Genomic DNA, 25,079 nt, shown 5'->3' on the forward strand with positions numbered 1-25,079 from the left:
AGCAGGTAATCAACCCACTCAAAGAGATACCACCGCTCGCCGTCTGAAAACGCCCAACATCCGCTTTTGGTTGATGTTATCTCCTTCCCCTCTATGCACTCCACGGAGGGACACCGAAGTTACTAACACTCAAGATTAATAAAAATTGTGGGGCCTTAAAGCCCCAGCATCTCCTTCGCGGCCTTAACTCCTAGGTCGAAGGCCTTCATGTTGACATCGACGGCCTTCTTCGGCACGCTGACCCTTATGACCTCCCTGACGTGCTCTGCCGAGAGTGGGAAGTCCGGCGTCTGAGTCAGCGCTCCGATGAGGACGACGTTGGTTGTTATGATGTTGCCGGCCTCCATCGCGAGCTTCTCGGCGTCGAAGGCCATGAACTTGGCCTCGAAGTCCTCCTCGACGACCTTTCTAATTTCCTCCAGGCTCGGGTACTTGGCAAGGCCCATCGAGACCTGAACCGGCGGAATCGGCCTCGCGTTGGTGAAGACTAAACCTCCTTTCTTGAGGTAGTTGATGTAGCGGAGAGCCTCGACCGGCTCGAAGCTCAGTATGACGTCGGCCTTGCCCTCGGGGACCATCGCGCCGTAGACGTTCTCTCCAAACCTGACGTAGGCGATAACGCTCCCAAAGCGCTGGCTCATGCCGTGAACCTCACCAACGCGCACCTTGTAGCCAGCTCTAAGCGCCGCCCAGCCGAGCAGATTGGCAGCGGTGAGGATTCCCTGACCGCCAACTCCGGTGATAACGATGTTGTACTCCCTCATCTCGCTCATAGCTCTCCCTCCCTCACCTTCTCGAAGGCGTCGAACGGACAGACCTGGGCGCAACCGCCGCAACCCCAGCACATCGTCGGGTCAATCTTAGCTTTCTTCTTCTCGGCGTCCCAGTAGATTGCCGGACAGCCGTAGGCGTTGATACAAATCTTACAGCCGGTACACTTGTCCTCGTTGACCTGGTAGAGCGGCCACTGCTTGCCCTCGCGCCTGAGCTGGCCTATTCTGTAGAGCGCACAGACGCGCCTCGCGACGACGACGCTCACGCCCTCAACGGCCAGGGCCTCCTTTATTGTTCTCTCGACGGCCTTTATGTCGTAGGGGTCAACGACCGCTACATAATCCGCTCCCATCGCCTTCGCGACCTCTTCAATCTTAATCTGCTTGCCCGGTCCGTGTGGAGTCTCACCGGTTCCCGGGTTGGGCTGGTCGCCGGTCATGGCTGTAACGAGGTTGTCGAGGACGACTATGACGACGTTGGAGCGGTTGTAGATGGCGTTCGCTAAAGCCGGAAGTCCGGTGTGGAAGAACGTCGAGTCGCCTATCGTGGCGACGATTACCTTCTTCTCCTTGCCGGCCTTGTGCTCTTCTTCGGCGACGGAACCGTTCAGGGCGATGCTGAGGCCGTGGGCGACTCCTATTGAGGCACCCATCGCGACGGTTGTGTCAACGGTCTTGAGCGGTGGGAGGACGCCGAGGGTGTAACAGCCTATGTCGCTCGGGAAGATTGCCCTTGGAGTCGCGGCCCTTCTAATCGCGTAGAAGGTGTTCCTGTGCGGACAGGCCGGGCACAATGAGGGGGGCCTCGGCGGAACCATGGCCTTTACTTTCTCATATTTCTTGTCAATCTCCTCGAAGTTTATTGGGGTTTCCAGTCCGAGGAACTTCGCTATGGCCGTTACCGCCCTTCTCGTGGTCATCTCGTAAACGCGCGGAACGAGGTCCTTGCCGTGAATCGGAATCGTTAATCCCCTGTCGTAGGCCCAGGTCTTTACCTGCTCCTCAACGACCGGCTCAAGTTCCTCAACGATGAGAACCTTCTCAAGCCCGTCGAGGAACTTCTCAAGCAGGCCGTAGGGGACGGGGAAGGGCGTTCCGAGCTTGAGTATCTTGACGTTCTCGACGCCGAGCCAGGCAAGTGCCTCCTTGACGTAGGCGTAGGCGAGACCCGGGGCTATTATACCGACCTTCGCGTTCTCGTCGCCCTCAATCCAGTTGAAGGGGCAGTTGTTTAGCTCCTCGCGAATCTTCTCAATCTTCTCGAGAATCTGCGGGTGGAACTTCCTCGCGTGGGCCGGGATGTCAACGAACCTCTCGGGGTTCTTCTTGAAGTTTCCGAACTTCCTCTTGCCGGTCTTTATCTCCTCCGGAAGCTCTCCGAGAACGACGTCGCCCCTCGCGTGGGAGCTCCTCGTGGTAGTTCTGAGGATAACGAAGTGCTTGAACTTCTCGCTGAGCTCGAAGGCGTACTTCGTCATCTCCTTGGCCTCGTGGGGTGAAATCGGCTCAAGAACGGGCACGTTGGCAAACTTGCCGTAAACCCTCGTGTCCTGCTCGTTCTGACTGCTCCACATGCTCGGGTCATCTGCCACCATTATGACGAAGCCGCCCTCGACGCCCATGCCGACGGCGCTGAGGAAGGTGTCGGCCGCGACGTTGAGACCAACGTGCTTCATGGCCGTCATGGCCCTGAGACCGCTCCAGGCAGCGGAAAGCGCGGTTTCAAAGGCAACCTTCTCGTTGGTGGAGTACTCCATGTAAACTCCTGCCTTCTTGGCCACCATCGCCATCGTATCGGTCAGCTCCGAACTCGGAGTTCCGGGATAAGCTGCGAAAACCGCTATGTTGGCCTCCAAAGCTCCGCGCGCTATTGCCTGGTTTCCGAGGAGGAGAACCCTCTCCCCGGGCTTATCCCACAGCACTATGTCCGTCACCTTCGCCATCAAACAACACCTCCGAAATTAAGTCGATGAAAAATGAAAGTCACTCATCCTCCAAAACCCCGGCGTTCCTCGCCTGCTGGACAAGAGCATAGGCACCGGCGGCAACGTCCTCGGGCCTCTCGTAGCTCGGGATTCCGTTCTCTTCGAGGAGCTCCTTCGCCTTCTCGCTGACGTAGCCGGCCATGAAGAGTCCTAAAACCGGCTTCCCGTTGTTGACCTCCTTGACGGCCCTTATGACGCCCTCGGCGTGCTCCGTTGGAGTCATTCCCGCGAAGGTCGGGACGACGCATATCGCTATGAGCATGTCGACGTTCGGGTCCTGAAGGAGTAGCTTCGCGGTCCTGTAGTAGTCCTCGCCTCTCGCGGAAGCTATCATGTCGACGGGGTTCTTCACTGCCGCCATCGGCGGAAGGAACGAGCGGAGCTCCTCAATGGTTTTCTCCTCGAGGTCGGCCAGCTTAAGGCCCCTCTTGTCAATCTGGTCGGCGGTCAAAACGCCCGGTCCTCCGGCGTTGGTCATTATCGCGACGCGTTTTCCTTTCGGCAACGGCTGTGTGAAGGCCCTCGCCATGCTGAGCATGTCGTCGATTGTCTCGGCGATGAGAACTCCGCTCTGCTTGAAAGCGGCCTCGTAAATCTTCCAGCTTCCGGCCAGGGAACCGGTGTGGCTTGAAGCGGCCCTCGCTCCGCTCTCGCTCTTTCCGGCCTTGAGGGCTATGACCGGCTTCTTCTTGGTGACCTTCCTGGCAACTTCGATGAACTTCCTCCCGTCCTTGACCCCCTCAATGTAGAGGGCTATGGCCTTGTCGTCTTCGGTTTCTGAGAGGTACTCCATGAAGTCGGCGAAGTCAAGGTCGGCCATGTTGCCTATGCTTATGAACTTGGAGAAGCCGATTCCTTCCTTGACGGTCTTGTAGATGATTCCAGCCCCTAAAGCTCCACTCTGGCTCACGAAGGCTATGCTCCCCTTCTTGGCGTCCATTATGAATGTCGCGTTCATGTCGTTGTGGGTGTTCATGACTCCGACGCAGTTCGGGCCTATCAGGCGCATTCCGTACTTATGGGCAATCTCAACGAGTTCCCTCTCCTCCTTCTTGCCCTCTTCACCAGTCTCGCCGAAGCCTGCCGTTATGATGACCGCTCCCTTAACACCCTTCTCACCGCAGTCGATTAAGGTTTCCTTCACGAAGCGCTTGGGAACGACGATTATCGCGAGGTCAACCTCATCGGGGATGTCCTTGACGTTCTTGTAGGCCTTAACGCCCTGGACAATCTCGTCCTTGACGTTGACGGGATAAACCTTGCCGTCCTTGTACTTCTTGAGGTTCTTGAAAACCTCGTAGCCGAGCTTTAGGGGGTCGTTCGATGCACCGATGACGGCTATACCCTTCGGTTTGAAGAAGTAGTCCAGGTTCATACGCCCCACCGTTTAAATCTCCGTTGAATCGTATATAAGCTTTCCCAAAAGGAGCATTGGAGAATTTTAGAGCATCGTTGAGACTTTTAAGTCCATCAGTGGGCTTTTTCAGTCATCGAAAGATTTAAGTAAGCTCTGGTTATTTTATCCTCGGAGGTGGTGGCGATGGTGAAGGTGAAGTTCCTCGGCCACGCGGCTTTTCTGATTGAGGGAAGCAAGAAAATCCTCATAGACCCGTTCCTCAGCGGCAACCCGCAGGCCGCGGTGAAGCCGGAGGATGTTGAGGCGGACCTGATACTCGTCACACACGCCCACGGGGACCACATCGGAGACGCGGTCGAGATAGCCAAGAGGACCGGCGCGAAGATAGTTGCGATGTTCGACGTCGCCAACTACATCAGCGAGCAGGCCGAGGGGATTGAGGTCATCGGAATGAACTACGGGCCGACTGAAATTGACGGCGTCGGAATAGTCCAGGTTCCGGCCTGGCACTCAAGCAGCGACGGCAAGTACAGCATCGGCAACCCGTGCGGCTACATCGTCAAGCTCGACGGAAAGACGGTTTACCACGCCGGCGACACCTTCGTGTTCCTTGACATGGGCCTGTTCAGCGAGCTCTACGGTCCGATTGACGTTGCCCTGCTCCCGATAGGCGGACACTTCACGATGGGTCCGAGAGAAGCCGCAAAGGCCGTCGAACTGCTCAAGCCGAAGAAGGTCGTCCCGATGCACTACAACACCTGGCCTCCGATTTCGGCCGACCCCGAGGAGTTCAAGAGGCTCGTTGGGGACAAGGCCGAGGTCGTTATCCTCAAACCCGGTGAAAGCCTTGAGCTTTGAAAAACCTTTTTAAGAGCCTTTCCTCATTCCTTTTTCAGGTGGTGAAATGGGCAGAAGGATTTTTGCGCTCCTCGTGCTTGTGGTTGTATCGGCTCTGCTCATTCCTCATGTTCACGCCCAAACGTCCGCTGAGAAACCCAGATACGACCTGATTATCGTTCGAAACGATGATTTAATCGATTACATTGTTGCGCTTCCCTATTCAAAGCTTCTGGATGCACCCATTCTTCCCGTTAATCCCCGGGAGCTTGACTCAACGACCCTAGCCCAGCTCCAGAGCTACGAGCAGTTCGGCTGGTACCACGTTCTTATAGTTGGGGATTATCAGGCCGTGAGCCAGACCGTCCAAGAACAGCTCATAAATCTGGGCTTTCAAGTAACAAGAATTGGGGGGGCGACCAGAGTTGACACCGCCGCGAAGCTTGCCGAGGCGTTCTACCCCAACGGGGCTGATACGGTTATAATCGCGAGCGCCAGCGACTACGGTTCGGCTTTGGCCGCCGCCAGATGGGCGACAACCTACAACGACCCCCTCCTACTGACCGAGCAGAACGAGGTGCCCCCCTCTGTGGTCGATGCCCTCAAGGAGCTCCACCCCAAGCTCGTGGTCCTTATAGGGGCCGGAATGTCCAAGACTGTCCAGGAGCAGATTCAGAAGCTCGGGTACGAGACCTATTGGGTCAAGGAGAACCTTACGATAACGGTCTCAACTTCCACCCCCCAGCCGAAGACCAACTGGACGCTCGTAATACTGGCCGCGATAGCGTCAATAGCCGTGGCAGTTCCAGCCTCCCTCTACTACGCCAAGAAGAAGTGGTCCGCCAACAAGGTTCCCATCGAGGTTCTGACCGAGAAGGAGCGCATAGTCGTCAAGGCAATACTGGACAGGGGCGGAACGGTAAAGCAGGAGGAGCTGCCAGAACTGACAGGTTACTCAAGGCCGACGATAAGCAGAATCATTCAGGAGCTTGAGAAGAAACAGCTCGTGGAGAGGGAAAAGGTGGGGAAGACCTTTATAGTTAAACTCACGAAGGAAATCGTCATGCGCGAGTAGCGGTCGGCCAAGCCCTCCGCTCATCACTTTTCAGGGTCCTGGCTGTTTCTTCATCCCGCAAGAAAAGAAGGAAATCACCTGCGGAAGAGATGGCCGTGAGCCCTGTTCACGTGCCTTGTGAAGGCCTTTGCATCCTTGAAGACCATCCCGCAGCGCGGACAGCGGAAGAGTATCTCCCCGTCCCTGTCCTTGATTTTGATGGCCTTCAACACCGCCATCTCCTCCACCCCCGAGCGGAGTTTCAATTCCTGCTTTTAAACTTTGCTAAACCCATATCCTGTTGCCCTTCACCTTGATGTAGCCCAGCGTTTGAAGAACCTTCAGGAAGTCCTCTACAGCATCTTCGTCGTAGTAGATGTTTATCCTCTCGTTTCTGCCCTCAACGGTTATCGGTTCGACTTCCATAACCGCCTCTATAAGCTCGTTCTTTTTCCTGTATTTCTCGGCAAGCTCGAGGATTTTCTCGGCCAGAACGGAGCGGGCTATTCCGTCGAACATGGCCTCGACGTAGCTCTCCTCTGTTGCGTAGTTCTCGGCTATCTCGAGGGCCTTCTCTATCAGCTCCCTCTCCACCTCGAGAACCTCGACGTAATAGCGCTTCTCAAGGGTGTACTCCGTGACCAGGGTTGAGGACACCTTCTCCTCTATGGTCTCGAGCTCATCGCCAAGCTCCTCAATGGGAAAGCGCAGTTCAATCGTAAGCTCCTCGAGTCTGGGCTGTTTGAGGAGTATCAGCTTGCCCTCGTTCTCCTCTACGTAGCCGCCCTCAATCATGGCCCCTATCACGGTCAGCTTTCCGAGGCTCGGCTCTTGGAAAATTTCATCAAAGTCCCTCTCTTCACCGGGGGTCCAGCCTTCGATTATCTCGTTGAACGACTGCCTTACTTCCTCCAGCATCTCGCTGACCGCGGGGGTTTCTACCTCGAGGAACTCCCGGTAACTGCCCCTCAGAACCACGTAGTGCTCGACCTGGGATGTTGTTTCCTCCCTCGGTCTGTTCATAATTCCCGCCCTGCTCAGCTCCCTTGAGAGGGCGTTCATATCCTCCTTGGTGAGAACCTCAAACTTCACCGCCTTCACCACCGACACGTTCTCCGATTAGGTTCATCAGCATGAGCTTCAGGGGTCTGTTGTGAAGCCTGCTGATTGTCTCCCTCACCTCCTCTTCAAGTTCAGGGGAGTAGTTGGCGTAGAGGAGGAGTGCGTAGGCCATGACCTTGGGGTCGCCCTCGCGGAGAACCTCAACTCCCCTCGCCAGAAGGGGGTCTTCAAGCAGCTTTGAGGCCAGGTTTCTGATGCTCTCAGCGTCATTCTCCTCGAGCGCCTTTTTGAGGGGCAGGTAGAAGGAGTTCAGGACAATCCTTGCCATCCTTTCCCTCTCCGCGTAGTCCTCTGTGGGGGCCGATTCCTCCCGCTTTGAGAGGTGCTGGTAGATTATGGGAACCGCGAAGAGCAGGAGCACAAGGAAGTAAAGCTTGAGGGGGACGCCCGTGCCCGCGGGGAGCCTTCTCTGGATGTAAACGAGGACGATTATCCCAACCGCGAGCCAGCCGAGCAGCATGACCGCGTAATAGTTCGAGTAGGTTCTGACCTTTACAGGTTTGGCCCTGACACCGAGTTCCTCGTATCTCCTCAGCATTTCCTCCGCTATCTCAATCTCCGCCTCCAGACGTTTTATGCGCCTCTCCACCTCCTCAATAACTCTATTCATCTTTTCCCACCAGCAGTTTGACTATCCCCTCGCTGACCTTTTCTAGGATTGCCTCCCCCTTTTCCCTGCTCGCCCCCCTCGGGTCGTCGTTAACTCCCTCCGGGAACAGCTCAAAGCCGATGTCCTTTCTGATGACCCTTATTTTCTCCTCCCTCTTTTCGCCAACGGCGTTCTCCATTTTGACCAGCTCGGGTCTTATGGCCAGTATCACCGATGTCTCGTCCTCGCCGGCGTGTCCTTGGCTTGAACAGACCTCGAGGATTTCCTTCCTGAAGTCAATCCACCAGTCTATGAGCCAGACTTCAACGTCGAATTCTCCCGCGACCTCTTCGGCCGCCAAAATCAGCGGCGAGTGGTTGCCCCCGTGCCCGTTGAGGAGAACTAGCCTCCTGAAGCCCTCTCTGGCGAACTCCCTGAGGATTTCGGCTGTGTACGCCTTGAAGGCATCGGCTGAAACGTTGATTGTTCCGGGATATACGTCGAGCACAAAGCTGTGCCCGTACCACACGGGCGGCGCTATTATAACGTCCTTCCCCATTTTCCTCAGCTTTTCCTCAATTCGCTTCGCTATCTCCAGGGGTGCGAAAACGTCGGTCCCCAGGGGAAGGTGCCTTCCGTGGGCCTCAACGCTTCCAACCGGTATAATCACGGTGTCTATCCTCTTCTTGGCCTCCTCAAACTCGGGCCACGTTACGTTCTCAAGGAGCATCGCCACCACCGAGAAGAGTTGAGCGTCATTCGTTAATACCTTTGCCCTCTACCTCTTTGGACACGAAGTGGTAGAAGGCGACCGCTCCCACGAGCGCGAAGGCGTACTGGTTTATGAACTTGAAGAAAAACGCTATCACGACGTCAATGCCTGAGTTTCCAATTGCCATAATCACGCCAAGCTCGTTTCCCCCAACCCCTCCGGGCGTTCCGAGGGCACTTCCCAGGAACTCCGAGTAGAGGATGGCGGCAACTGCGGTGGCAAGCGGAATCGTAACTCCAAAGACCTTGGCAACGCTGATTAGAATACCCGCGTTAACTAGGACGAGGGTAGTTCCCAGGGCCATTGCAAGCGCAACCCTCCTCGGGTTCGCCTTTCCACAGTGCCAGCCGTCGTAGAACTCCTTAAACACGCCGTCCCCCCTTCCAAGTTTTCTGACGATGACCATGATTGCGGCGTAGACCTTGTCGTCGGCCAGAAAGACGAGCAGGAAGAAGGCAACGACGAGGAGGGCCTTCGGGTCGCGGGTTGTGATGAATATGAAGGTGAACCCGGTGAGGAACTCGGTCGAGACCTCGAGGAGGCTCGTTGCGAGAACCTGGAAGTACTTGGCACCTATGAACTTGACCTTTATCAGAGTCCCTATGGCCGCGTTCAGGGAGAATGACAAGTAGGTCCCGGAGAGGTTCGCTAGAAGGACCCGCCTGTATGAGACATCGGCGACGTTGCTGAGGTAGAGGTACCACGTAGCGGTGTAGATTAGGTAGCCGGTGACCCCTAGGAGCACCGCCAGCATTGAGTAGGGGGAGCGGAGCTGGGAGGTCGTTAGATGTATCTGGGAGGCCTCGGCGTAGACTTTGTGGATTAGGTAGGCGGTTATTCCGAGCGTCAGGACTAGCACTCCCGTTTTTTTGAGAGTCTCCCTATCCAAGCTATCACTGCCCCTCGAGGAGTTTCCTCACGTAGCGCGGCATCTGGAAGAGGGTCTCGTGCCTCTCGGGGTCGTAGTAGTAGAGCTCCCCTGGAGCACGGCTCACGTCCACCTTCCTGAAGTCCACATCGCCCTTAACACCCACGAGGAAGCTCCAGGGTGAGGCGTAGCCTATCACCGGGAAGCTGAAGTAGTAGACCCTGTCGAAGACCTTCTTCATTGCTTTGTAGGCATCTATGAGCTCGTTGGTGAAGAGGTAGACGCTCCCGGCCTGGGTGATGTAGAGGCCCTTCTCGTTGAGCTTCTCGTAGGCCGAGCGGTAGAACTCCTCTGAAAAGAGTAGCTTCGCCGGGCCGACGGGATCGGTTGAATCGACGATTATGACGTCGAAGCGCTCCTCGGTTTCCTTCAGGTACTCAACGCCGTCGCCGATTATCAGCTCGGCCCTCGGGTCGTCGAAGGCGCCCCTGTCTATGCCGAGGTAAATCCTTGAAACCTCGACGACCATCTCGTCAATCTCGACCATCGTGGCCTTCTCAACGCTCTCGTGCCTGAGAACTTCCCTCAGCGTCCCGCCGTCGCCGCCGCCTATGATGAGCACCCTCTTTGGATTCGGGTGCGCGAGCATAACCGGGTGAACGAGAACCTCGTGGTAGCTCTCCTCACCAATCTCAACGAGCTGAATAGTCCCGTCCAAGACGAGCATCTTGCCGAACCCTTCTGTCTCGTAAAGCTCGAGCCTCTGGTATTTCGTCTGCGTCTCGAAGAGCCTCTCCTTGACCTTGAAGCCGACCCCGTAGCCCCTGGGATACCACTCGATAAAAGCCCTCTCCCTTTCGCTGTAGCCCATGAGCCTCACCTGAGCTTAGCTTGTCTTACCGGTTTTAAACCTTGGGGTTGGGTAAAGGTTATTAAGCGTCCCTTTCCAGAGATAAGCGATGGCCGAAGCTAGGGTTAAGAAACAGCTCACAAGACTGCTCAAGGAGCTTGCTCCCGAAATCAAGGAGGGTTTAAAATACGGTGTGCCGCACCTAGTTGGTGAAATCTCGGGAGAAGACGGGGAGTTCAGGGTCGAGCTCGTCGTTACGGTGTTCGAAGATGCGCATCACTTTCTGAGGCTCGTCTGTGACGGCTCGCTGATATTCATCTTCCCGGCGGAGGACTTTCACCCTTACCGGCTTTTCATGGACCTCTGGAGGTTTCTTGAAGGGAAGTTCGAGAGGAGACCCGTTCTTGAGGAGGGTGCGAGGATTAGAGGGCCGATTAAGCTCGCCCTTCAGAGGGAGGGCTACGAAGTCCTGTGGATGAACGTCCAGATGGCGGGGAGCAACGATGTTATCCAGGTATGGGCGAGCAAGGGAGGGGTCAGGTACAACATGACCTTTGAGAAAATTGGGGAAAACGAGTTCGTCCTCCTTGAAAAGAAGAGGATTCAGTAGGGGAACATCACGACAACGGCTATTGCCGCCGCCGGCTTGTCTTTGACTGTGATGTCCGCGCTCGCAACCTTGAACTCACCAAGCTCCCAGCCCCTGTTGGCAAATCCTTCCTCTACCATTTTCCTGACGATTCTCTCGGCCTCTTCCTTCGTGCAGTAGCCGGCGTACTCATAGATTAGGCCGCCTTCGTTGTTCTTGCTTATTCCCACTCCCAGCGCCGCGCTGATTGTCATCCCAGGCTCGTCGCTCTCGATGTGCGCGTAGACCGTCGGAAGGAGCATTCCAATCGGAACGTCGTGGACCTTCTCCATCCACTCGATGTGTGCCGGAATGACGCTGCTGAGCTTGACGAGGTTGACGTTTCCAATTCCCAGTTTGAGGAGCGCGTTGTCAAAGGCGTTTAGCTTCGTTCCGCCCTCGGCGGCGGCCGCCCCTAGGAAGGCCCTCTTAGGGGTAGTCCAGCTCATGTCCACCACCTTAAAATCCTTTCAATAATCAATCCACCGCTTACGCTCGAGCTTATAAACTTTGCCCATTTCCTGAGTTGAAGGTGCTTATAAGCCTTCCAACGGTTGCGGCCAAGAATATGCCTCCGATTGAAGTTAGGGCGGAGAGGGAGTAAAGTTCACCTGTTAAAACGCCGTAGCTGTTTCCGAGGTCTGCAACGAGGAGTCCAAGGATTCCAAAGCTCACCAGTCCGGTTGCCTTGGCCAGCGAGCTGACAGGTTTCCCGTCCCACGTCATGACAACGGTCAGTATGAACCTTACTGTATACACGGCGAGGAACAGGTAGAGAGTCCAGAGGGTTATCTCGGCCCTGAAGTTCATCCCACGCCAGGCGAAGAATATCGGGGCGAATATCCCGTAGGTCACGCCGCTCAAAATGGTTTCAAGCCTTTCGTACTGCTTTGTTCCAACGAGGTCGCTGTGGAGGAGCAGACCCGCCAGAAAGCCGCCTATGGTGAAGTGCATCCCAACCTCCTCGCTGATGAACCCGAGCGTTGCGGCGAAAATCATGAAGACACCGAAAACCGCCTCGTCGCTCCTCAGCTTCCGGAGCTGGGTTGTGAGCCAGACCTTGTGCTGTATCCCAATCTTGTAGTTCACGTAGAGGACGCCCCCGATGAAGGCGACCTGTTTCAGAACCGTTACACCAAGCTCCACCGGATTCCCGGCCTCCTTGAAGTTCGCGAGCACGTAAACGAGTATCAGGATTGCTACCTCGCTTATAATGGCGTAGGAGAGGGCCACGTGGAGGTAGCTCTCCCCGAAGAAGCGCTTTAATCTAACGACTATCGGGGCGCTCGCAACGGCGAGTATTGCTGCCGCCAGGAAGTTGCCCGATGAAACTGTGAACCCGGTCAGGGGCAGGGTTATGAGGAACATCGTGGCGAGCGTGGCAACGTAAACGGGGAGGGCCTTTTTCCCGCCTATGTGAAGCTCTTCGGGTGTTATCTCAAGCCCGGCCGAAATCATGAGGAAGAATATCCCGAACTCGGCCAGAAGGTTCATGTCCTCGGCGGGGACCCCGGTGAGAACGTAGCCGAGTATTAAACCGGCCGTTATCTCGCCGACTATACCGGGGTAGCCGAGTCTCTCGAACAGCTCGGCGAGGAACCTGCCGACTGCGATGATTATGAGAACGTAGCCTATAATCTGCATCTCCCCACCCCACTTTAGAGTCCCCTAAAATCTGGGGTCTGTGTGATATAAGCGTTTCCATGGCGAGAAAGGTTTAAATGCCCAAACCTGTTACCGTGAGCGGTGGTGTTCATGATTGAAGTCGGTGAATACAAGGTCAAAGAGGGTCTCTACTACACCAAGGACCACGAGTGGGTTAAGGTTCTCGAAGATGGAACGGTTCTGGTCGGCATAAGCGACTACGCCCAGAAGGAGCTGGGCGATTTGGCCTACGTCGAGCTTCCCGAGGTCGGAACCGAGGTCAGCAAGGGCGACGTCCTCTGTGAAATCGAGAGCGTCAAAGCGGTCAGCGAGGTCTACGCCCCGGTCAGCGGTGAGGTTGTTGAGGTCAACGAAGAACTTGAAGACAGCCCTGAGCTCCTCAACGAGGACCCCTACGAGAACTGGATTGCCAAGATAAAGCCCAGCAACCTTGAGGGGGAACTCAAGGAGCTTATGGACGCCCAGGCTTACGCCAAATACCTCGAAAGCCTCTGACGTCTTCCTTTTGCCCTCCGCAATCGTTAAGTATTTTTCCGTCTATTTTTTCCGGTGGTTGCCATGAAGGTTCTGAAGGAGTGGGACGTTAAGGTAAAGCTCGTCAGGACGAGGAGGGGAGCTATTCTCCACATGATTGAGCTTGAGCCGGGTCACTTCTACCTCGAGCAGAACCCGCTCAAGGATTCAAAGTACGGCGTTGCATACAGGAAGATAAAGCAGACCTTCCCGGAGTTCTACATGTTCTGGGAGATTAAGAACAACCGCTACACGGGAAAACTTCTCGCTGGAGCGTTCCTCGAAAAGAAAGAGATAGACGACTTCATAACGCTTCTGGCCCAGAGTGAGGACTTCAAGAACTTTGAGGAAATCCTCGAGGAAATAGAGGAAGTCGAAGAGGAGTAAGCTCGGCCCTTTTTCTTCATCATTCCCAGTCAGATACCCTAGAGGTCGTCATCGCTCGGTTTCTTTCAAGAAGGGAAGGATAAAAGCCTAACGGCTCCGTCAGTATACCCCTCATCATTCCTCAGCTACCGTGAGGCTCGTCATCGCCACCAAGACTGGGAACTTTGACTGAAAAACCTAGCGCCAACTTCTGGGGTAGTAGCATTCCGAGCCGTGTTCAAGTGAGCCTTTGCAGGGCTTTTCTGGAAACCTCATTCAACTGGAACGCCCTCCCTGAGAACCGTTCTGTGAAACGAACTGTTCTTCGTCCGCTCAAACTCGTCTGGACTTTCCACTATGGCGGACACGACCTCCCCAGTTTCCATTAGAACCTCCCACGTCAGTTCGGAGATTTCTTTCTGAGTTATCCCCTCTCCTATGACGAGAACGTCTATGTCGCTGTCCTCTTCGGCGTCTCCCCTCGCTACGGAGCCGAAGAGGATTACTTTCTTTGTTCTTTCTCCAAACCTCTCTTTCAGGAGCTTCACGAAGTACTCAACGGCCTCTCGCTTTTCCATGTTTGATGCTGAAGCACAGCCCCTAAAAACACTTTCAGGAGACGATTATGAAAACTGGGGAAAAGAGATGAAAGATGTAGCAAAAAACCCTCACGCGTTCTCCTTCCTCTTCTTTGTGAGGTACTCGTGAATTGCCTTCGCCGCTTTCCTTCCGTCGCCCATCGCGAGGATAACCGTTGCCTCGCCCCTTATCGCGTCTCCGCCGGCGAAAACCCCAGGAATGCTCGTCATAAGGTTCTCATCCACCACTATCTTTCCACGCTCGACCTTCAGGCCGGGCGTGTTGATGATGAGCCTGTTGGGGTGCTTGCCGATGGCAATGATGACGGTGTCTGCCTCAATAGTCACGTATTCACCGGTTCCGACTATCTTCCTCTTGCCCCTGCTGTCGCGCTCGTCGAGCGGTTTCATTTTCTCGAACTTGACTGCCCTAACGTTGCCGTTCTCGTCACCGATGAACTCGACCGGGTTTATGAAGTACTCGAACTTTATGCCCTCTTCCTTCGCGTGTTCGACTTCCTCAATTCTCGCGGAAACGTCCTCCGGGCCGCGGCGGTATGCTATGATTACCTCGGCACCGAAGCGCCTCGCGCTCCTCGCGGCGTCCATGGCGGTGTTTCCGGCTCCGATGACGATTACCCTCTTCCCGACCTTGACCGGGGTATCGTACTCGGGGAACAGGTAGGCCTTCATGAGGTTAACTCTCGTCAGGAACTCGTTGGCCGTGTAGATTCCGTTGAGGTTTATGCCGGGGGCGTTGATAAGTCTCGGCGTTCCGGCGCCCGAGCCTATGAAGACGGCATCGTACTCTTCGAGGAGTTCCTCGATGGTAACGGTCTTTCCGACGATGTGGTCGGTGAGTATCTTGACGCCAAGCTTTTTGAGCTTGTCAATCTCACTCTCGACGATGCTCTTTGGCAGTCTGAACTCGGGAATTCCATACATCAGGACTCCTCCGGGCTCGTGGAGGGCCTCGTATATTGTAACGTCGTAGCCGAGCTTCGCCAGCTCGCCAGCTGCCGTAAGTCCGGCCGGACCGGCTCCGATGATTGCAACCTTCTGTCCCTTCTTCTCTATCTTCGGCACCATCTCGAAGAGGAGCTCCTCGTCTATGCCCTTCTCGCGGGCGTAGTCGGCAACGAAGCGCTCAAGCTTGCCGATGTTGACCTTGTCGCCGACTTTTCCCATGACGCAGTTCATTTCGCACTGGTCCTCCTGCGGGCAGACGCGGCCGGTCGTGGCCGGGAGGGAGTTGCAGGCCCAGATGACCTTAAGGGCTTCCTTCACGGCCTTGTCCGGGTCGTCGCGGTACTGGACGAGCTTGCCGATGAAGCCCGGAATGTCTATGTGAACGGGACAGCCCTTAATACAGGGGGCGTAGTTTGCCGGACACTGAAGGCAGCGCTCAGCTTCCTTGACGGCAAGCTCGAAGGTGTAGCCTAGGTTGACCTCCTTAAAGTCGTGTATCCTCTCCTCAGGCGGCCTTTCCGGCGTTGGAACCCTCTCCTTGATGAGCTTCCTCTTGACTGCCATGTCACTCACCCCTCAGCGATTTAAGGTACTCCTCAAGGGCTCTCCGCTCCATGTCGGTGTAGAACCCGACCCTGTGAATCAGCTCGTCCCAGTCAACCTCGTATGCGTTGAAGCCGGGACCGTCTATGCACGCGAACTTGACCTCACCGCCGACTGTGACGCGGCAGGAACCGCACATACCGGTTCCATCAACCATAATCGGGTGCAGGTCGGCGTGCATCGGAATTCCGAACTCTCTCACAACTTCAAAAACGGCCTTCTGGGCACCCGCTGGACCAACGGTGAGCACAAAGTCAAAATGCTCCTCGCTGAGCAGTTTTCTGACTCTCTCCGCGCCTCTCCTGGCTATCTCTTCCACTATTTCCTTTGCACCCCATCCCGGCTCGACTTCGAACCCTTCGACAAGGTGTCTTGAGACAGCCTTTTTGAACTCGTTCTCCAGTATTGTCATTGAGCTCGGGGTGACGTGAAGGGCGGTTACATCGTTTCCGGCTTCTTGGAGAGCTTTGGCTATCGGGAAGACCTCGATTATGCCCGCGCTCAGGCCAACCGTCAGAACCCTGCCGAACCGCTCCACTGGGGCGGGGTTTCCAAGGGGACCCGCGACGTTCAGTATGTAATCACCTGCCTTGAGCTCATTGGCCATTCTCATTGTCGTTTTCCCGCGGACAAAAGTGATGAGGACTATCCAGCCCTCTTCCCTGTTCCACATCACCGGTGTGAGGGGAATCCTCTCACCGTTGGAAAAGGCCCTTACGATTACGAACTGTCCGGGCTGAACTTTCTTGGCCACGTGAGGGGCCTCTATCCGATACATTACATGTTTTGGGGCCAGCTCCCTCTTCTCAAGTATCCTGTACACGATGAACACCTCCGAGCACAGGTTCAGGTTTGAACATCTAAAGGTTCAAAACCTTCGGTGTTTATAAATATGTGCTCAACCTTTGGTTCAGTAGTCCGAATGCTTTTCGAATTCGAATCTCGCTGGCAAAAAGAAACGTTTTTATTCCCCCCGTCCACCCTATTCAGGGTGGTTCGATGGGAATCAGAAGGCTCATCTACGTTGTTGCCGTGGTCACTGCCGCCCTCGGGATGTTCCTGCCCATAATCTACGGGAGTGTTGGGTTCGTTAGAGAGCTTCTCGGAAGCAACCCTCTGATAAAGTCCGCTGCGGTTATACTCATCTCGTGGCTTGTGGCATATGTAACCTTTGAGGAAGAAGAGAGCGCTACAGCTTCCTGAGAAATGTTATGTAGCCGGTGTGTGCCAGCATCGTCGTTTTCGGCCTCATGCACTCCCTTTTGACTTCGTGCTCCCTGACCAGAACCTCAACGGTTCTCGGCCTCATGAAGTGGTCCCGGAACCGCTCAAGGGCCATGAAGAAGCGGTGAACCTGATTCATACACGGTGTGTAGGCGACGAAGTATCCCCCCGGCTTTAGAACCTCGACCGCGTAGGGCAGAACGTTCTCCGGCTGCGGAAGGTCGAGGACGATGTGGTCAGCAACGTCTTCCTCTATTCCGTCGTAGATGCTCCTGTTCTTCAGGACGACCCTGTCGGAGAAGCCGGCAAGCTCGACGTTCCTCTTCGCTATCTCGTAGAAGTCCTTCCTGACCTCGTAGCTTATCACCTTTCCCTTTGGTCCGACTGCGTTTGCGAGGAATATCGTTAAAGCCCCGCTCCCGGCGCCGGCTTCTATGACGGTGTCCCCTGGTGAAATTCCGGCGTAGGCTATGATTATACCTGCGTCTTTTGGATGGACTATCTGGGGCCCGCGCTTCATCTTCGCTATTATGTCGTTGATGTCAGGCTTCAGCGCCACGAAGGTTTCTCCCCTGTGGCTCTCTATCCTGCATCCGTACGGCTTTCCGATTAGCTCTCCAAGTCTCAGGATTCCGAGGTCAGTGTGGAACTCTCTATCATCAACCTTCACGAGGTACCTCTTTCCCCTCCTATCAACGAGCAGAACCCAGCTTCCTTTTTCAATCAAAGCTCATCACTCTCCTTCAGAACGACGAGTCCGCTCTTGGAGAGCTTCATGACGAACGTCGCTATCTCCTCCAGTATGGCCAGGTTCGTGGGTTTCAGGACACCGTCGTTTACGAAGTGAACGCTGACGAGGTCCTCCATTGGAATGTTTCCCACACCTGTCAGGATTGACTTGAGGGCATCGTCCGGGTTGAAGTGGACGTAGTGCCCGAGTCCAAAGGTGACGAAGAACCTGGGCTTCTCCGGGAGGCGGGATATCTTGCTCATGACGGCGTGATAGTTCCTGAGGAAAGTGTGGGGGTCGTAGGTTGGGACGAGCTCATCGAGGGTCTCTCCGTAGGTTCCCGCTCCGGGACCGACTTTGATGACGCGGACGTCCTTGATTAGCTCAACGAACTCGGAGTACATCTTTCCGGGAAGCCTGCGGAGGTACTTCCTGAAAAGCATGTCCCCTATGCCGAAGAAGTCACACACCACCAGACCACCGTTCCTTATGAGCAGGGGCACAACTTCTCCCCATGCAACCGTCTCGACTGGATACAGGGAGGAGTATTCTATCAGCACGGTGTCGCCCTGTGCGGCTTTTCCAAGCAGGTATCTCTCGAGGAGTGAAACGTCCATTTTCTCTCCCACCGGAAGGGTTTTTAACGGCGGTTCTTTTAAACCTTGTCAGGTGAGAGCATGCCGAGGTTTGTGGTGTGGCCGAGTGAACTGGACTCAAGGCTCAGCAGAAGGTACGGCAGGGTTGTCCCAAAGAACGTTGCCGTCAAGGGACCGAGCGTTTCGGAGGTTGAGGACGCCGCGATTATACTTGGGATGAAAATCGTTGAGAAAGACCCCGAAAAGCTGAACCCTCGCTTGTCCGGACTTGACGAGGAGCTTAGAACGCCGGGAGTGCTCATCATAGAAAGCCAGTACGGGAAGGGAAAGAGCCTCCGGCTAATAGCGGAGAAAATTAGGGAGCTGCGCTCCCGGATGGAGAGGGGCAGGACCAAGAGAAGGTAAAATCACTCCTCATCCATCTCAACTACTATGGCCGTTGTGGTATCGATGACGCCGTCTATGTTGTGGATGTCGTGGAGTATCTTTCTCGTAAGTTCTCCAAGGTCTTTGGCCTCGATGTGGACTATGGCGTCGTAGGGACCGGTAACGGCGTCGGCCTTGGTAACGCCCGGTATCTGCTTGAGAGCCTCGATAACGCTCTCAACCTTTCCGATTTCTACCGTAAGCAACACATACGACCTAACCATGGGCATCACCGCCGGAATTTTCTTCGTTTCATAATTGGCGTCCTGCTCATTTAAGCTTTTCGTAGGCTTTTTGGTTTGACTTTGTGTTAAGACATGGACCGAAACGTTTATTATGGCGATATAATAATCTCCTAATGCCCCTAGTGTCGGGGGGTGGTGAGTGATGAACAAAAACCGTGTTCTTGCGGCGGTTTTCTTAATGGCCGTCGTGGCCCTTAGCGTCGCGGCCAGCGGCTGTATTGGTGGTAGCAAAACAACGACAACAACCATAAGCCCCGTTGGCTCTTCTACCAGCTCCCCAACCTCCAGCGCCACCTCCACCCAGACGACCACAACCTCCACCGTCGTTTCTCAATCGAAGGCGGTAAAATACATTGAGGAGCACCTGTCTCAGGCCAAGGTTATAGACACACCGAACTACGTCGTGGTCGTCGGTCCGGAGGGAAGCGGTGCCAAGGTTTCAAGCCTCCCGAACAAGCCGGTCATAGTTGTGTCCTACAAGATTGATGAGAAGAAGACCCCGAGCATTCAGGAGCTCATGAAGAACCAGCAGGGATTCGGTCAGATTAATCCGGCCTTCCTCCGCGACCCGAACATGGACGCTCTCATCCAGCTCGCTAGGAAGGTTACCGACCCGAACATCAGGGCGGCCCTCTACAACGCCCTCTACATCCTCGCCAACAGGGAGGTTCCCGAGATAATCCTCGGTGATGCCAAGGCAACCCGCGTTTCCTGGAACTGGGTTCACGACTGGTACTACAACCCGGTTCTGGCTCCGCGCTGGGACCTCGTGATGGAGGACAAGAACGCGCCCAAAGTTGCCATCGGTATCGGCAACTACGAGAACGAACCCGGAACAATAGTCCTAGCCACCTTCGGATGGCCCAGCTCCTTCGACCCGGCCTTCGACTACGAGACCTTCGGCTGGGAGCTCTACCACAACGTTGGCGATACCCTCGTTACCTACTGGAAGAACGAGACCAAGAGGGTCTCACCCGATTTGGCGGTTGCCTGGGCACACAACGAGAACGGAACCGTCTGGTACTTCGTTATCCGCGGCGGTGTTAAGGCCTACGACCCGAAGACCGGTCAGCTCTATCCGATTAACGCCACCGACGTTGAGTTCGAGTTCTGGCGCGTTCTCAGGGCGGGCTACTCCGTTAACTGGATGCTCGCAACCTACACCAACCTTAACGAGAGCTACGCCATGAGCGACCAGGAGTTCGAGAAGATACTCGAGAAGGGAGGCATAATAGCGGACTACAACGGCAAGATCAAAGAGGTTAAGAGCCTTCAGGAGCTCCTCCAGTTCTTCGGCTACAATGGACCGACTGCCGGCGTTTACAAGCTCGTCCTGCCGCACCCGTACGGCGGTATACTCAGCGTCCTCGCCGACCCGTACCTCATGGTCATCCCGGCCAAGTACATGCTCGGCGACAAGTACGAGGAGGCCATGAAGGCCGCTGACTGGGGCAGGAAGCCCTGGGAGTGGGCCAACTACGTCCAGCCCGGTTCGAAGGACCCGATACACATGATGCTCCAGAACAACATGATTGGAGTCTTCACCGGACCGTTCTACATCAAGGAGGCCAAGCAGAACAGCTACATAATCCTTGAGAGGAACCCCTACTACTGGAACGCCACCATCTGGAAGAAGCTCGAGGAGGAGTACCCGAACTACGCCGTAACCCAGCGTGTCATTTACATCCTCTCAAGCGACCCAACAACCCGCATAAGCCTCTTCCAGAAGGGTGTTGCCGACATCGCGGCGGTTCCCGTTGACAGGCTTGACGCGGTCAAGAACCTCAAGCTTGACGGCTTTGAGTCAACCATAAGCTCCTTCGTCACACCGGACATGGTTTTCATAGTCCTCAACGCCGCCAAGAAGCCCTTCGACAACGTCCTCGTCAGGGAGGCGCTCGCCTGGGCCACCCCGTATGAGGAGATTTACCAGGCGGTCTACAAGGGCTACATGGTGCCCAACTACGGACCGATTCCGATTGGATGGCTCGGCTACACCGAGTACAACGTCATCAAGTACAAGTACAACATCGCCAAGGCACTGCAGCTCATCAGGGAAGCCGGCATCAACCCGAGCGACTACACGATAAGCATCTACTACAACACCGGAAACACCCAGCGTGAGAAGATAGCGACGCTCCTCCAGAACACGTGGGGCCAGCTCGGCTTCAAGGTATCGGTAACGCCGCTCTCATGGCCGACGCTTCTCAGCAAGACAGCCAGCGGTGACTTTGACGTCTACATCGTCGGATGGGCCCCGGACTTCCTCGATCCCGATGATTACGTCGGTCCGTTCCTCCAGAGCGCGGTAGTCTTCGATAGCCTCAACTACGAAGTTATAAGCGGCTGAGGCTTCTTTCTTTTCTTTACCTTGTTCTAAAGTCTCGGGAGGGAAAGAACGTGGCAGGGCTTGGAAAGTTCCTCGTTAGAAGGGCGCTGACGTTTGTCCCGACTCTAATAGGGGTTACGCTCATTGTTTTTATAATCGCGTACGTCATCCCGGCCAACCCCGTCAGGGCGTGGGCGGGGGGAGAAAAGGCTTCTCAGGCCGCTATAGAGATGATTAAAAAGGAGTACCACCTCGACCAGCCTTGGTACGACCAGTACATCTTCCTCGTTAAGGGTCTCTTCACGAACTCTCTCCTTGACCCATTGAATCAGGAGCCAGTTTTCACCAACATAGGTAATCGCTTCGTTGTGACGTTTCAATTGGCACTGTTTGCGTTCTTCTTCGTGGTGTTGATTGGTCTCCCGCTGGGTATAATCTCGGCCCTTAAAAGGAATAAGGCAACGGATATGGTTCTGAGAATTGTCGCCCTGGTGTTCATCTCAACCCCAATCTACGTCATAGCATACCTCTTCATATGGCTGTTCTTCATACACTGGAACATGACGACGCTGGCCGGAATACCCCCAGGGCCGCCGCACCAGATAACCCACATACCCATAATAGACGACGTACTCACCCTCAACTGGAGCAACTTCGTCGAGCAGGTCAGGCGCTTCTGGTTGCCGGGCTTTACCCTTGGAATAGCCGCGGCCGGTGTTCTCATGAGGTTTACAAGGAACTCATTCCTTGAAGCCTACAGCAGGGACAGCACGCTCTTTCTGAAGGCAAAGGGCGTTCCCAAGAGCAGGCTCTACAGGCACGTCCTCAAGAACGCCCTCGTTCCGGTCATAACAATACTCGCCCTCCAGTTCGGCGGACTCCTCTCTGGAACCCCGATTACCGAGACCGTCTTCAACCTCCCAGGAATAGGCCGCTACGCCCTCCAGTCGATAATGTATCTCGACTTCCCCGCCCTGATAGGCGTTACCTTCCTCTATGCAATAGTCTTCGTTACAGCAAACCTCGTTGCGGACATACTCTACGCGGTAATCGACCCGAGGGTCAGGTTCTGAGGTGGTAGAAATGGCAGAAGAAAAGGTTGGGGAGTACGAGCCGAGGGAAGAGTACGAGATGAGCATCCTTGACAGGCTCAGCGACAGGCTCATCGACGGCCTCGCGTCTTTCATAACGCTCTTCAAGAAGGACTGGAAGAGGAGGAATCAGTCGAGAATCAAAGAGTGGAAGCTGATGGCCTACGCCCTGAACCGCTCACCGCCCGCTCTCCTCGGCCTCGTCATCGTTATAATCTACATCTTCGTTGGAATCTTCGGCCCGTATCTTGCCCCTTGGCCTTACGACTTCTTCCCAGTTAACTACAACTACTCGACTCAGCTCGCGCCGCCCGGCTCGACTTACTTCCTCAACGTTACGGAGCTCCAGAACGGCTACATAGTCCACTACATGACCTACATCCACTATCCCCTCGGCTCGGACACCTACGGGAGGGACGTGCTCAGCATTCTCCTGGAGGGGGCGAGGACAGCACTCGTGCTGGACATATTCATTATCCTCATAGGCCCGACCATTGGTATAATCCTCGGCCTGATTTCGGGCTACTACGGTGGAAAGGTTGATGAGGTAATAATGCGTGTAACCGATATGTTTCTGGCCTTTCCCGGGCTCATACTGGCCATAGCGCTCTCCGCAGTTCTTCCGGGGAGGATTCAGAACTTCCTCAATGCACACGTCTGGGCGCAGACGCTGGTGCTCAAGCTCTTCGCGTTGCATCCGAGGGACGTAAACAACCTCGGAAAGCTCCTCTCGGTCTTCGTTGCCCTCGTCATAGTCTGGTGGCCGGGCTACGCGAGGGTGACGCGCGGTTCAACCCTCACAGAGAAGGAGAACCTCTACGTCGAAGCCGCTAGGGCGATAGGCCTGCCCACGAGGACGATACTCTTCAGGCACATTCTTCCAAACATCATCGGCCCGATACTGGTTATGATTACCATGGACTTCGGTGGGATAATCCTGACGGAGGCGGGTCTGAGCTTCCTAGGACTTGGAGCGGTTCCGCCGATACCGGACTGGGGTAACCTCATCAACCAAGGCTCACAGCAGTTCCCTCAGGCGTGGTGGCTGGTCGCCTTCCCGGGAATAGTGATAGTCACGGTCGTTCTCGGATGGAACCTTCTCGGCGATGGACTGAGGGACATCCTCGACCCGAGAACCAGGAGGAGCCTCGAGTTCAAGCTCAAGAAGAAGGGCAAGGGAGGTGAATCGAATGCCTGAACCGATTATCGAAATCAAAAACCTCAGCGTTTACTTCTACACCTACGCCGGCGTCGTTAAGGCAATAGAGAACGTTTCGTTCGACATTTATCGCGGTGAAACGCTGGCGCTCGTCGGTGAGACCGGCTGTGGAAAGAGCGTCACCTCGAGGGCCATAACCAAGCTCATCGAAAGCCCTGGAAGAATAGTCAGCGGACAGGTTATCTACCACCGCGACGACGGTTCGACCGTTGATTTGCTCAAACTTAGCGAGGAGGAGATAAGGAAAATCCGCGGCAACGAGATAGCCTACATCTTCCAGGACCCGCATTCATCGCTTGACCCGCTCTACACCGTCGGCTACCAGATTGGGGAGGCCATGGAAGTTCACGGGAAGGTCAAGAACATCAAGGAGGGCATAGCGAAGGCCGTCGACATACTCAGGGAGGTGCTCATCCCAGACCCGGAGAGGAGGGTGAAGAACTACCCGCACGAGCTCAGCGGTGGTATGAAACAGCGTGTTGTTATAGGAATCGGAATCGCCAACAACCCGCGCCTCCTCATAGCGGACGAGCCGACGACGGCTCTTGACGTTACGGTTCAGGCCCAGATACTCGAGTTGCTCAACGAGCTGAAGAGGAAGTACAACGCAACGGTCCTTCTCATAACCCACAACCTCGGTGTCGTCGCCGAGACTGCTCAGCGTGTCGTCGTCATGTACGCGGGAAAGATAGCCGAGATAGGCACCGTCGACCAGATATTCCACAACCCGCTTCACCCGTACACCGCGGCCCTCCTCAGGGCGGTTCCAAACCCGCTCGGCAAAATAGAGAAGCTTGAGAGCATTCCCGGAACCGTGCCGAACCTCATAACGCCGCCGAAGGGCTGTCGCTTCCACCCGAGATGCCCGCTGGCCGAGGAAATATGCAGGAGAAAGGAGCCGGAGCTCAAGGAAGTAGAACCCGGCCACTTCGTGGCCTGCCACAGGTACTGAGGTGATGAGGATGGAGCCAGTGCTCAAGGTTGAGAACCTCAAGAAGTACTTCCCCGTTAGGAGCCTTCTCAGGACGGTGGCGTGGGTCAAGGCAGTTGACGGAATCAGCTTTGAGATAATGCCGGGTGAGACCTTCGGACTCGTCGGCGAGAGCGGTTGCGGCAAGACCACCACCGGAAGAACGATACTCAGGCTGATAGAGCCGACCGATGGAAAGATAACTTTCATGGGAAAGGACGTGACCAAGCTGAAGGGCAAGGAGCTTCTCTGGTTCAGGAGGCACGCCCAGATAATGTTCCAGGACCCGTACTCGTCGCTCGACCCCAGGCAGACGGTCTTCAACATCATAATGGAGCCGGTCAAGTTCCACGGCATCGAGGTTGACGACCCGGAGGAGTTCGTGATAAGGCTACTCGAGAGCGTCGGCCTCAACGAGATGCACCTCTACCGCTACCCCCACGAGTTTTCCGGCGGTCAGAGGCAGAGGATAGCGCTGGCAAAGATACTCGCCCTCCAGCCGGATTTCGTCGTCCTCGACGAGCCGACATCAGCCCTAGACGTTTCGGTGCAGGCGAACATACTCAACACCCTCAAGGACCTCCAGAAGAAGCACGGCTTCTCCTACCTCTTCATAAGCCACGACCTCGGTGTCGTCAAGTACATGAGCCACAGGATGGGCGTCATGTACCTCGGGAAGCTCGTCGAGGTCGGTCCAGCAGAGAAAATCTTCGACAACCC

General features: G+C 55.4%; 29 protein-coding genes. 12 read left to right on the forward strand and 17 right to left on the reverse strand.

All coding sequences use genetic code 11. The annotated features are described in order from the left end of the window. Positions 1 to 155 precede the first annotated feature (155 nt). The 3 genes from MVK46_RS08820 to MVK46_RS08830 are packed head-to-tail and all read right to left on the reverse strand — an operon-like array spanning position 156 to position 4,133. A complete protein-coding gene (locus tag MVK46_RS08820) occupies positions 156 to 764 on the reverse strand; it encodes an indolepyruvate oxidoreductase subunit beta (protein WP_297536327.1) in 609 nt (202 codons plus the stop codon). Between the two features lie 5 nt (positions 765 to 769). Next, positions 770 to 2,716, reverse strand: a complete 1,947-nt coding sequence (gene iorA / locus MVK46_RS08825; protein ID WP_297536307.1) for an indolepyruvate ferredoxin oxidoreductase subunit alpha — start codon at positions 2,714 to 2,716, stop codon at positions 770 to 772. Positions 2,717 to 2,756: 40 nt separating this feature from the next. After that, on the reverse strand, positions 2,757 to 4,133 hold the full coding sequence (locus tag MVK46_RS08830) for a CoA-binding protein (protein ID WP_297536308.1): 1,377 nt from the start codon (positions 4,131 to 4,133) through the stop codon (positions 2,757 to 2,759). Between the two features lie 165 nt (positions 4,134 to 4,298). Between MVK46_RS08830 and MVK46_RS08835 the strand changes: the two genes are divergently transcribed. Together MVK46_RS08835 and MVK46_RS08840 are read left to right on the forward strand one after the other, a co-directional pair. After that, on the forward strand, positions 4,299 to 4,973 hold the full coding sequence (locus MVK46_RS08835; RefSeq protein WP_297536328.1) for a metal-dependent hydrolase: 675 nt from the start codon (positions 4,299 to 4,301) through the stop codon (positions 4,971 to 4,973). A gap of 46 nt (positions 4,974 to 5,019) precedes the next feature. Further along, complete coding sequence (locus MVK46_RS08840) at positions 5,020 to 6,027, forward strand: cell wall-binding repeat-containing protein (RefSeq protein ID WP_297536309.1); 1,008 nt, start codon at positions 5,020 to 5,022, stop codon at positions 6,025 to 6,027. Positions 6,028 to 6,101: 74 nt separating this feature from the next. Here MVK46_RS08840 and MVK46_RS08845 read toward each other — a convergent pair whose 3' ends face one another. The 6 genes from MVK46_RS08845 to speE are packed head-to-tail and all read right to left on the reverse strand — an operon-like array spanning position 6,102 to position 10,228. Further along, on the reverse strand, positions 6,102 to 6,245 hold the full coding sequence (locus MVK46_RS08845; RefSeq protein WP_167915117.1) for a C2H2-type zinc finger protein: 144 nt from the start codon (positions 6,243 to 6,245) through the stop codon (positions 6,102 to 6,104). Between the two features lie 46 nt (positions 6,246 to 6,291). Next, positions 6,292 to 7,107 carry a hypothetical protein gene (locus MVK46_RS08850; RefSeq protein ID WP_367182647.1) on the reverse strand — a complete coding sequence of 272 codons (816 nt, stop codon included), beginning with the start codon at positions 7,105 to 7,107 and terminating at the stop codon, positions 6,292 to 6,294. After that, positions 7,088 to 7,738: a hypothetical protein gene (locus MVK46_RS08855; RefSeq protein ID WP_297536310.1), complete on the reverse strand. Its 651-nt coding sequence runs from the start codon at positions 7,736 to 7,738 to the stop codon at positions 7,088 to 7,090. The genes MVK46_RS08850 and MVK46_RS08855 overlap by 20 nt, the downstream gene beginning before the upstream one ends. After that, positions 7,731 to 8,447: a creatininase family protein gene (locus MVK46_RS08860; protein ID WP_297536330.1), complete on the reverse strand. Its 717-nt coding sequence runs from the start codon at positions 8,445 to 8,447 to the stop codon at positions 7,731 to 7,733. The genes MVK46_RS08855 and MVK46_RS08860 overlap by 8 nt, the downstream gene beginning before the upstream one ends. A 25-nt stretch (positions 8,448 to 8,472) precedes the next feature. Then, the gene (locus MVK46_RS08865) at positions 8,473 to 9,378 is read right to left on the reverse strand and encodes a lysylphosphatidylglycerol synthase domain-containing protein (protein WP_297536311.1); all 906 of its coding nucleotides are present in this window, start codon (positions 9,376 to 9,378) and stop codon (positions 8,473 to 8,475) included. Positions 9,379 to 9,382: 4 nt separating this feature from the next. Continuing rightward, a complete protein-coding gene (gene speE / locus MVK46_RS08870) occupies positions 9,383 to 10,228 on the reverse strand; it encodes a polyamine aminopropyltransferase (RefSeq protein ID WP_297536312.1) in 846 nt (281 codons plus the stop codon). An 88-nt stretch (positions 10,229 to 10,316) separates the two neighbouring features. Here speE and MVK46_RS08875 point away from each other — a divergent pair, with 88 nt between their 5' ends. Continuing rightward, positions 10,317 to 10,817: a hypothetical protein gene (locus tag MVK46_RS08875; protein ID WP_297536313.1), complete on the forward strand. Its 501-nt coding sequence runs from the start codon at positions 10,317 to 10,319 to the stop codon at positions 10,815 to 10,817. Here the strand turns inward: MVK46_RS08875 and MVK46_RS08880 are convergent. Both MVK46_RS08880 and MVK46_RS08885 read right to left on the reverse strand, forming a co-directional pair. Next, on the reverse strand, positions 10,811 to 11,284 hold the full coding sequence (locus MVK46_RS08880) for a pyruvoyl-dependent arginine decarboxylase (protein WP_297536331.1): 474 nt from the start codon (positions 11,282 to 11,284) through the stop codon (positions 10,811 to 10,813). The two genes, MVK46_RS08875 and MVK46_RS08880, sit on opposite strands and share 7 nt — an antisense overlap. Before the next feature lie 52 nt (positions 11,285 to 11,336). Next, complete coding sequence (locus MVK46_RS08885; protein WP_297536314.1) at positions 11,337 to 12,479, reverse strand: cation:proton antiporter; 1,143 nt, start codon at positions 12,477 to 12,479, stop codon at positions 11,337 to 11,339. Between the two features lie 111 nt (positions 12,480 to 12,590). On the opposite strand from MVK46_RS08885, the gene gcvH reads away from it, so the two are divergent. Both gcvH and MVK46_RS08895 read left to right on the forward strand, forming a co-directional pair. Beyond that, on the forward strand, positions 12,591 to 12,995 hold the full coding sequence (gene gcvH / locus MVK46_RS08890; RefSeq protein ID WP_297536332.1) for a glycine cleavage system protein GcvH: 405 nt from the start codon (positions 12,591 to 12,593) through the stop codon (positions 12,993 to 12,995). Positions 12,996 to 13,058: 63 nt separating this feature from the next. Next, the gene (locus MVK46_RS08895) at positions 13,059 to 13,400 is read left to right on the forward strand and encodes a hypothetical protein (protein ID WP_297536315.1); all 342 of its coding nucleotides are present in this window, start codon (positions 13,059 to 13,061) and stop codon (positions 13,398 to 13,400) included. Between the two features lie 251 nt (positions 13,401 to 13,651). Here MVK46_RS08895 and MVK46_RS08900 read toward each other — a convergent pair whose 3' ends face one another. The 3 genes from MVK46_RS08900 to MVK46_RS08910 all read right to left on the reverse strand — a co-directional run bounded on the left by MVK46_RS08900 (position 13,652) and on the right by MVK46_RS08910 (position 16,352). After that, positions 13,652 to 13,957 (reverse strand): nucleotidyltransferase domain-containing protein, encoded by a 306-nt coding sequence (locus MVK46_RS08900; RefSeq protein ID WP_297536316.1) that lies wholly within the window; start codon positions 13,955 to 13,957, stop codon positions 13,652 to 13,654. A 90-nt stretch (positions 13,958 to 14,047) separates the two neighbouring features. Beyond that, positions 14,048 to 15,490 (reverse strand): NADPH-dependent glutamate synthase, encoded by a 1,443-nt coding sequence (gltA, locus tag MVK46_RS08905; RefSeq protein ID WP_297536317.1) that lies wholly within the window; start codon positions 15,488 to 15,490, stop codon positions 14,048 to 14,050. A 1-nt stretch (position 15,491) separates the two neighbouring features. Then, entirely contained in the window at positions 15,492 to 16,352 is an 861-nt protein-coding gene (locus MVK46_RS08910; protein ID WP_297536318.1) for a sulfide/dihydroorotate dehydrogenase-like FAD/NAD-binding protein, read from the reverse strand. Between the two features lie 176 nt (positions 16,353 to 16,528). On the opposite strand from MVK46_RS08910, the gene MVK46_RS08915 reads away from it, so the two are divergent. Further along, on the forward strand, positions 16,529 to 16,732 hold the full coding sequence (locus MVK46_RS08915) for a hypothetical protein (protein ID WP_297536319.1): 204 nt from the start codon (positions 16,529 to 16,531) through the stop codon (positions 16,730 to 16,732). Here the strand turns inward: MVK46_RS08915 and MVK46_RS08920 are convergent. Both MVK46_RS08920 and MVK46_RS08925 read right to left on the reverse strand, forming a co-directional pair. Next, entirely contained in the window at positions 16,719 to 17,480 is a 762-nt protein-coding gene (locus MVK46_RS08920) for a tRNA (adenine-N1)-methyltransferase (protein ID WP_297536320.1), read from the reverse strand. The genes MVK46_RS08915 and MVK46_RS08920 overlap by 14 nt on opposite strands. Next, on the reverse strand, positions 17,477 to 18,100 hold the full coding sequence (locus MVK46_RS08925; RefSeq protein ID WP_297536321.1) for a DUF257 family protein: 624 nt from the start codon (positions 18,098 to 18,100) through the stop codon (positions 17,477 to 17,479). The genes MVK46_RS08920 and MVK46_RS08925 overlap by 4 nt, the downstream gene beginning before the upstream one ends. Positions 18,101 to 18,160: 60 nt before the next feature. Between MVK46_RS08925 and MVK46_RS08930 the strand changes: the two genes are divergently transcribed. After that, on the forward strand, positions 18,161 to 18,484 hold the full coding sequence (locus MVK46_RS08930; protein WP_297536322.1) for a signal recognition particle protein Srp19: 324 nt from the start codon (positions 18,161 to 18,163) through the stop codon (positions 18,482 to 18,484). Between the two features lie 2 nt (positions 18,485 to 18,486). Here the strand turns inward: MVK46_RS08930 and MVK46_RS08935 are convergent, their stop codons facing one another. Then, the gene (locus MVK46_RS08935) at positions 18,487 to 18,729 is read right to left on the reverse strand and encodes an Lrp/AsnC ligand binding domain-containing protein (protein ID WP_297536333.1); all 243 of its coding nucleotides are present in this window, start codon (positions 18,727 to 18,729) and stop codon (positions 18,487 to 18,489) included. A 163-nt stretch (positions 18,730 to 18,892) separates the two neighbouring features. Here MVK46_RS08935 and MVK46_RS08940 point away from each other — a divergent pair, with 163 nt between their 5' ends. The 5 genes from MVK46_RS08940 to MVK46_RS08960 form a co-directional block, all read left to right on the forward strand. Continuing rightward, on the forward strand, positions 18,893 to 21,100 hold the full coding sequence (locus tag MVK46_RS08940; RefSeq protein ID WP_297536323.1) for an ABC transporter substrate-binding protein: 2,208 nt from the start codon (positions 18,893 to 18,895) through the stop codon (positions 21,098 to 21,100). Between the two features lie 50 nt (positions 21,101 to 21,150). Beyond that, complete coding sequence (locus MVK46_RS08945) at positions 21,151 to 22,152, forward strand: ABC transporter permease (protein WP_297536324.1); 1,002 nt, start codon at positions 21,151 to 21,153, stop codon at positions 22,150 to 22,152. Between the two features lie 10 nt (positions 22,153 to 22,162). Next, positions 22,163 to 23,368 (forward strand): ABC transporter permease, encoded by a 1,206-nt coding sequence (locus tag MVK46_RS08950; protein WP_297536325.1) that lies wholly within the window; start codon positions 22,163 to 22,165, stop codon positions 23,366 to 23,368. After that, positions 23,361 to 24,341 carry an ABC transporter ATP-binding protein gene (locus MVK46_RS08955; RefSeq protein WP_297536326.1) on the forward strand — a complete coding sequence of 327 codons (981 nt, stop codon included), beginning with the start codon at positions 23,361 to 23,363 and terminating at the stop codon, positions 24,339 to 24,341. The genes MVK46_RS08950 and MVK46_RS08955 overlap by 8 nt, the downstream gene beginning before the upstream one ends. A 10-nt stretch (positions 24,342 to 24,351) precedes the next feature. Beyond that, positions 24,352 to 25,079, forward strand: a 728-nt coding sequence (locus MVK46_RS08960; protein ID WP_297536334.1) for an ABC transporter ATP-binding protein, incomplete at its 3' end; no start/stop codon positions are given.

The organism is Thermococcus sp. (genome assembly GCF_027066465.1).
In the GTDB taxonomy this organism is placed as follows: domain Archaea; phylum Methanobacteriota_B; class Thermococci; order Thermococcales; family Thermococcaceae; genus Thermococcus.

Bases quoted from the DNA above. Each gene is read 5' to 3' on its own strand.
- MVK46_RS08820 (WP_297536327.1), bottom strand. From the start codon at position 764: ATGAGGGAGTACAACATCGTTATCACCGGAGTTGGCGGTCAGGGAATC.
- iorA (WP_297536307.1), bottom strand. From the start codon at position 2,716: ATGGCGAAGGTGACGGACATAGTGCTGTGGGATAAGCCCGGGGAGAGG.
- MVK46_RS08830 (WP_297536308.1), bottom strand. From the start codon at position 4,133: ATGAACCTGGACTACTTCTTCAAACCGAAGGGTATAGCCGTCATCGGT.
- MVK46_RS08835 (WP_297536328.1), top strand. From the start codon at position 4,299: ATGGTGAAGGTGAAGTTCCTCGGCCACGCGGCTTTTCTGATTGAGGGA.
- MVK46_RS08840 (WP_297536309.1), top strand. From the start codon at position 5,020: ATGGGCAGAAGGATTTTTGCGCTCCTCGTGCTTGTGGTTGTATCGGCT.
- MVK46_RS08845 (WP_167915117.1), bottom strand. From the start codon at position 6,245: ATGGCGGTGTTGAAGGCCATCAAAATCAAGGACAGGGACGGGGAGATA.
- MVK46_RS08855 (WP_297536310.1), bottom strand. From the start codon at position 7,738: ATGAATAGAGTTATTGAGGAGGTGGAGAGGCGCATAAAACGTCTGGAG.
- MVK46_RS08860 (WP_297536330.1), bottom strand. From the start codon at position 8,447: ATGCTCCTTGAGAACGTAACGTGGCCCGAGTTTGAGGAGGCCAAGAAG.
- speE (WP_297536312.1), bottom strand. From the start codon at position 10,228: ATGGGCTACAGCGAAAGGGAGAGGGCTTTTATCGAGTGGTATCCCAGG.
- MVK46_RS08875 (WP_297536313.1), top strand. From the start codon at position 10,317: ATGGCCGAAGCTAGGGTTAAGAAACAGCTCACAAGACTGCTCAAGGAG.
- MVK46_RS08880 (WP_297536331.1), bottom strand. From the start codon at position 11,284: ATGAGCTGGACTACCCCTAAGAGGGCCTTCCTAGGGGCGGCCGCCGCC.
- MVK46_RS08885 (WP_297536314.1), bottom strand. From the start codon at position 12,479: ATGCAGATTATAGGCTACGTTCTCATAATCATCGCAGTCGGCAGGTTC.
- gcvH (WP_297536332.1), top strand. From the start codon at position 12,591: ATGATTGAAGTCGGTGAATACAAGGTCAAAGAGGGTCTCTACTACACC.
- MVK46_RS08895 (WP_297536315.1), top strand. From the start codon at position 13,059: ATGAAGGTTCTGAAGGAGTGGGACGTTAAGGTAAAGCTCGTCAGGACG.
- MVK46_RS08900 (WP_297536316.1), bottom strand. From the start codon at position 13,957: ATGGAAAAGCGAGAGGCCGTTGAGTACTTCGTGAAGCTCCTGAAAGAG.
- gltA (WP_297536317.1), bottom strand. From the start codon at position 15,490: ATGGCAGTCAAGAGGAAGCTCATCAAGGAGAGGGTTCCAACGCCGGAA.
- MVK46_RS08915 (WP_297536319.1), top strand. From the start codon at position 16,529: ATGGGAATCAGAAGGCTCATCTACGTTGTTGCCGTGGTCACTGCCGCC.
- MVK46_RS08925 (WP_297536321.1), bottom strand. From the start codon at position 18,100: ATGGACGTTTCACTCCTCGAGAGATACCTGCTTGGAAAAGCCGCACAG.
- MVK46_RS08930 (WP_297536322.1), top strand. From the start codon at position 18,161: ATGCCGAGGTTTGTGGTGTGGCCGAGTGAACTGGACTCAAGGCTCAGC.
- MVK46_RS08935 (WP_297536333.1), bottom strand. From the start codon at position 18,729: ATGGTTAGGTCGTATGTGTTGCTTACGGTAGAAATCGGAAAGGTTGAG.
- MVK46_RS08940 (WP_297536323.1), top strand. From the start codon at position 18,893: ATGAACAAAAACCGTGTTCTTGCGGCGGTTTTCTTAATGGCCGTCGTG.
- MVK46_RS08950 (WP_297536325.1), top strand. From the start codon at position 22,163: ATGGCAGAAGAAAAGGTTGGGGAGTACGAGCCGAGGGAAGAGTACGAG.
- MVK46_RS08955 (WP_297536326.1), top strand. From the start codon at position 23,361: ATGCCTGAACCGATTATCGAAATCAAAAACCTCAGCGTTTACTTCTAC.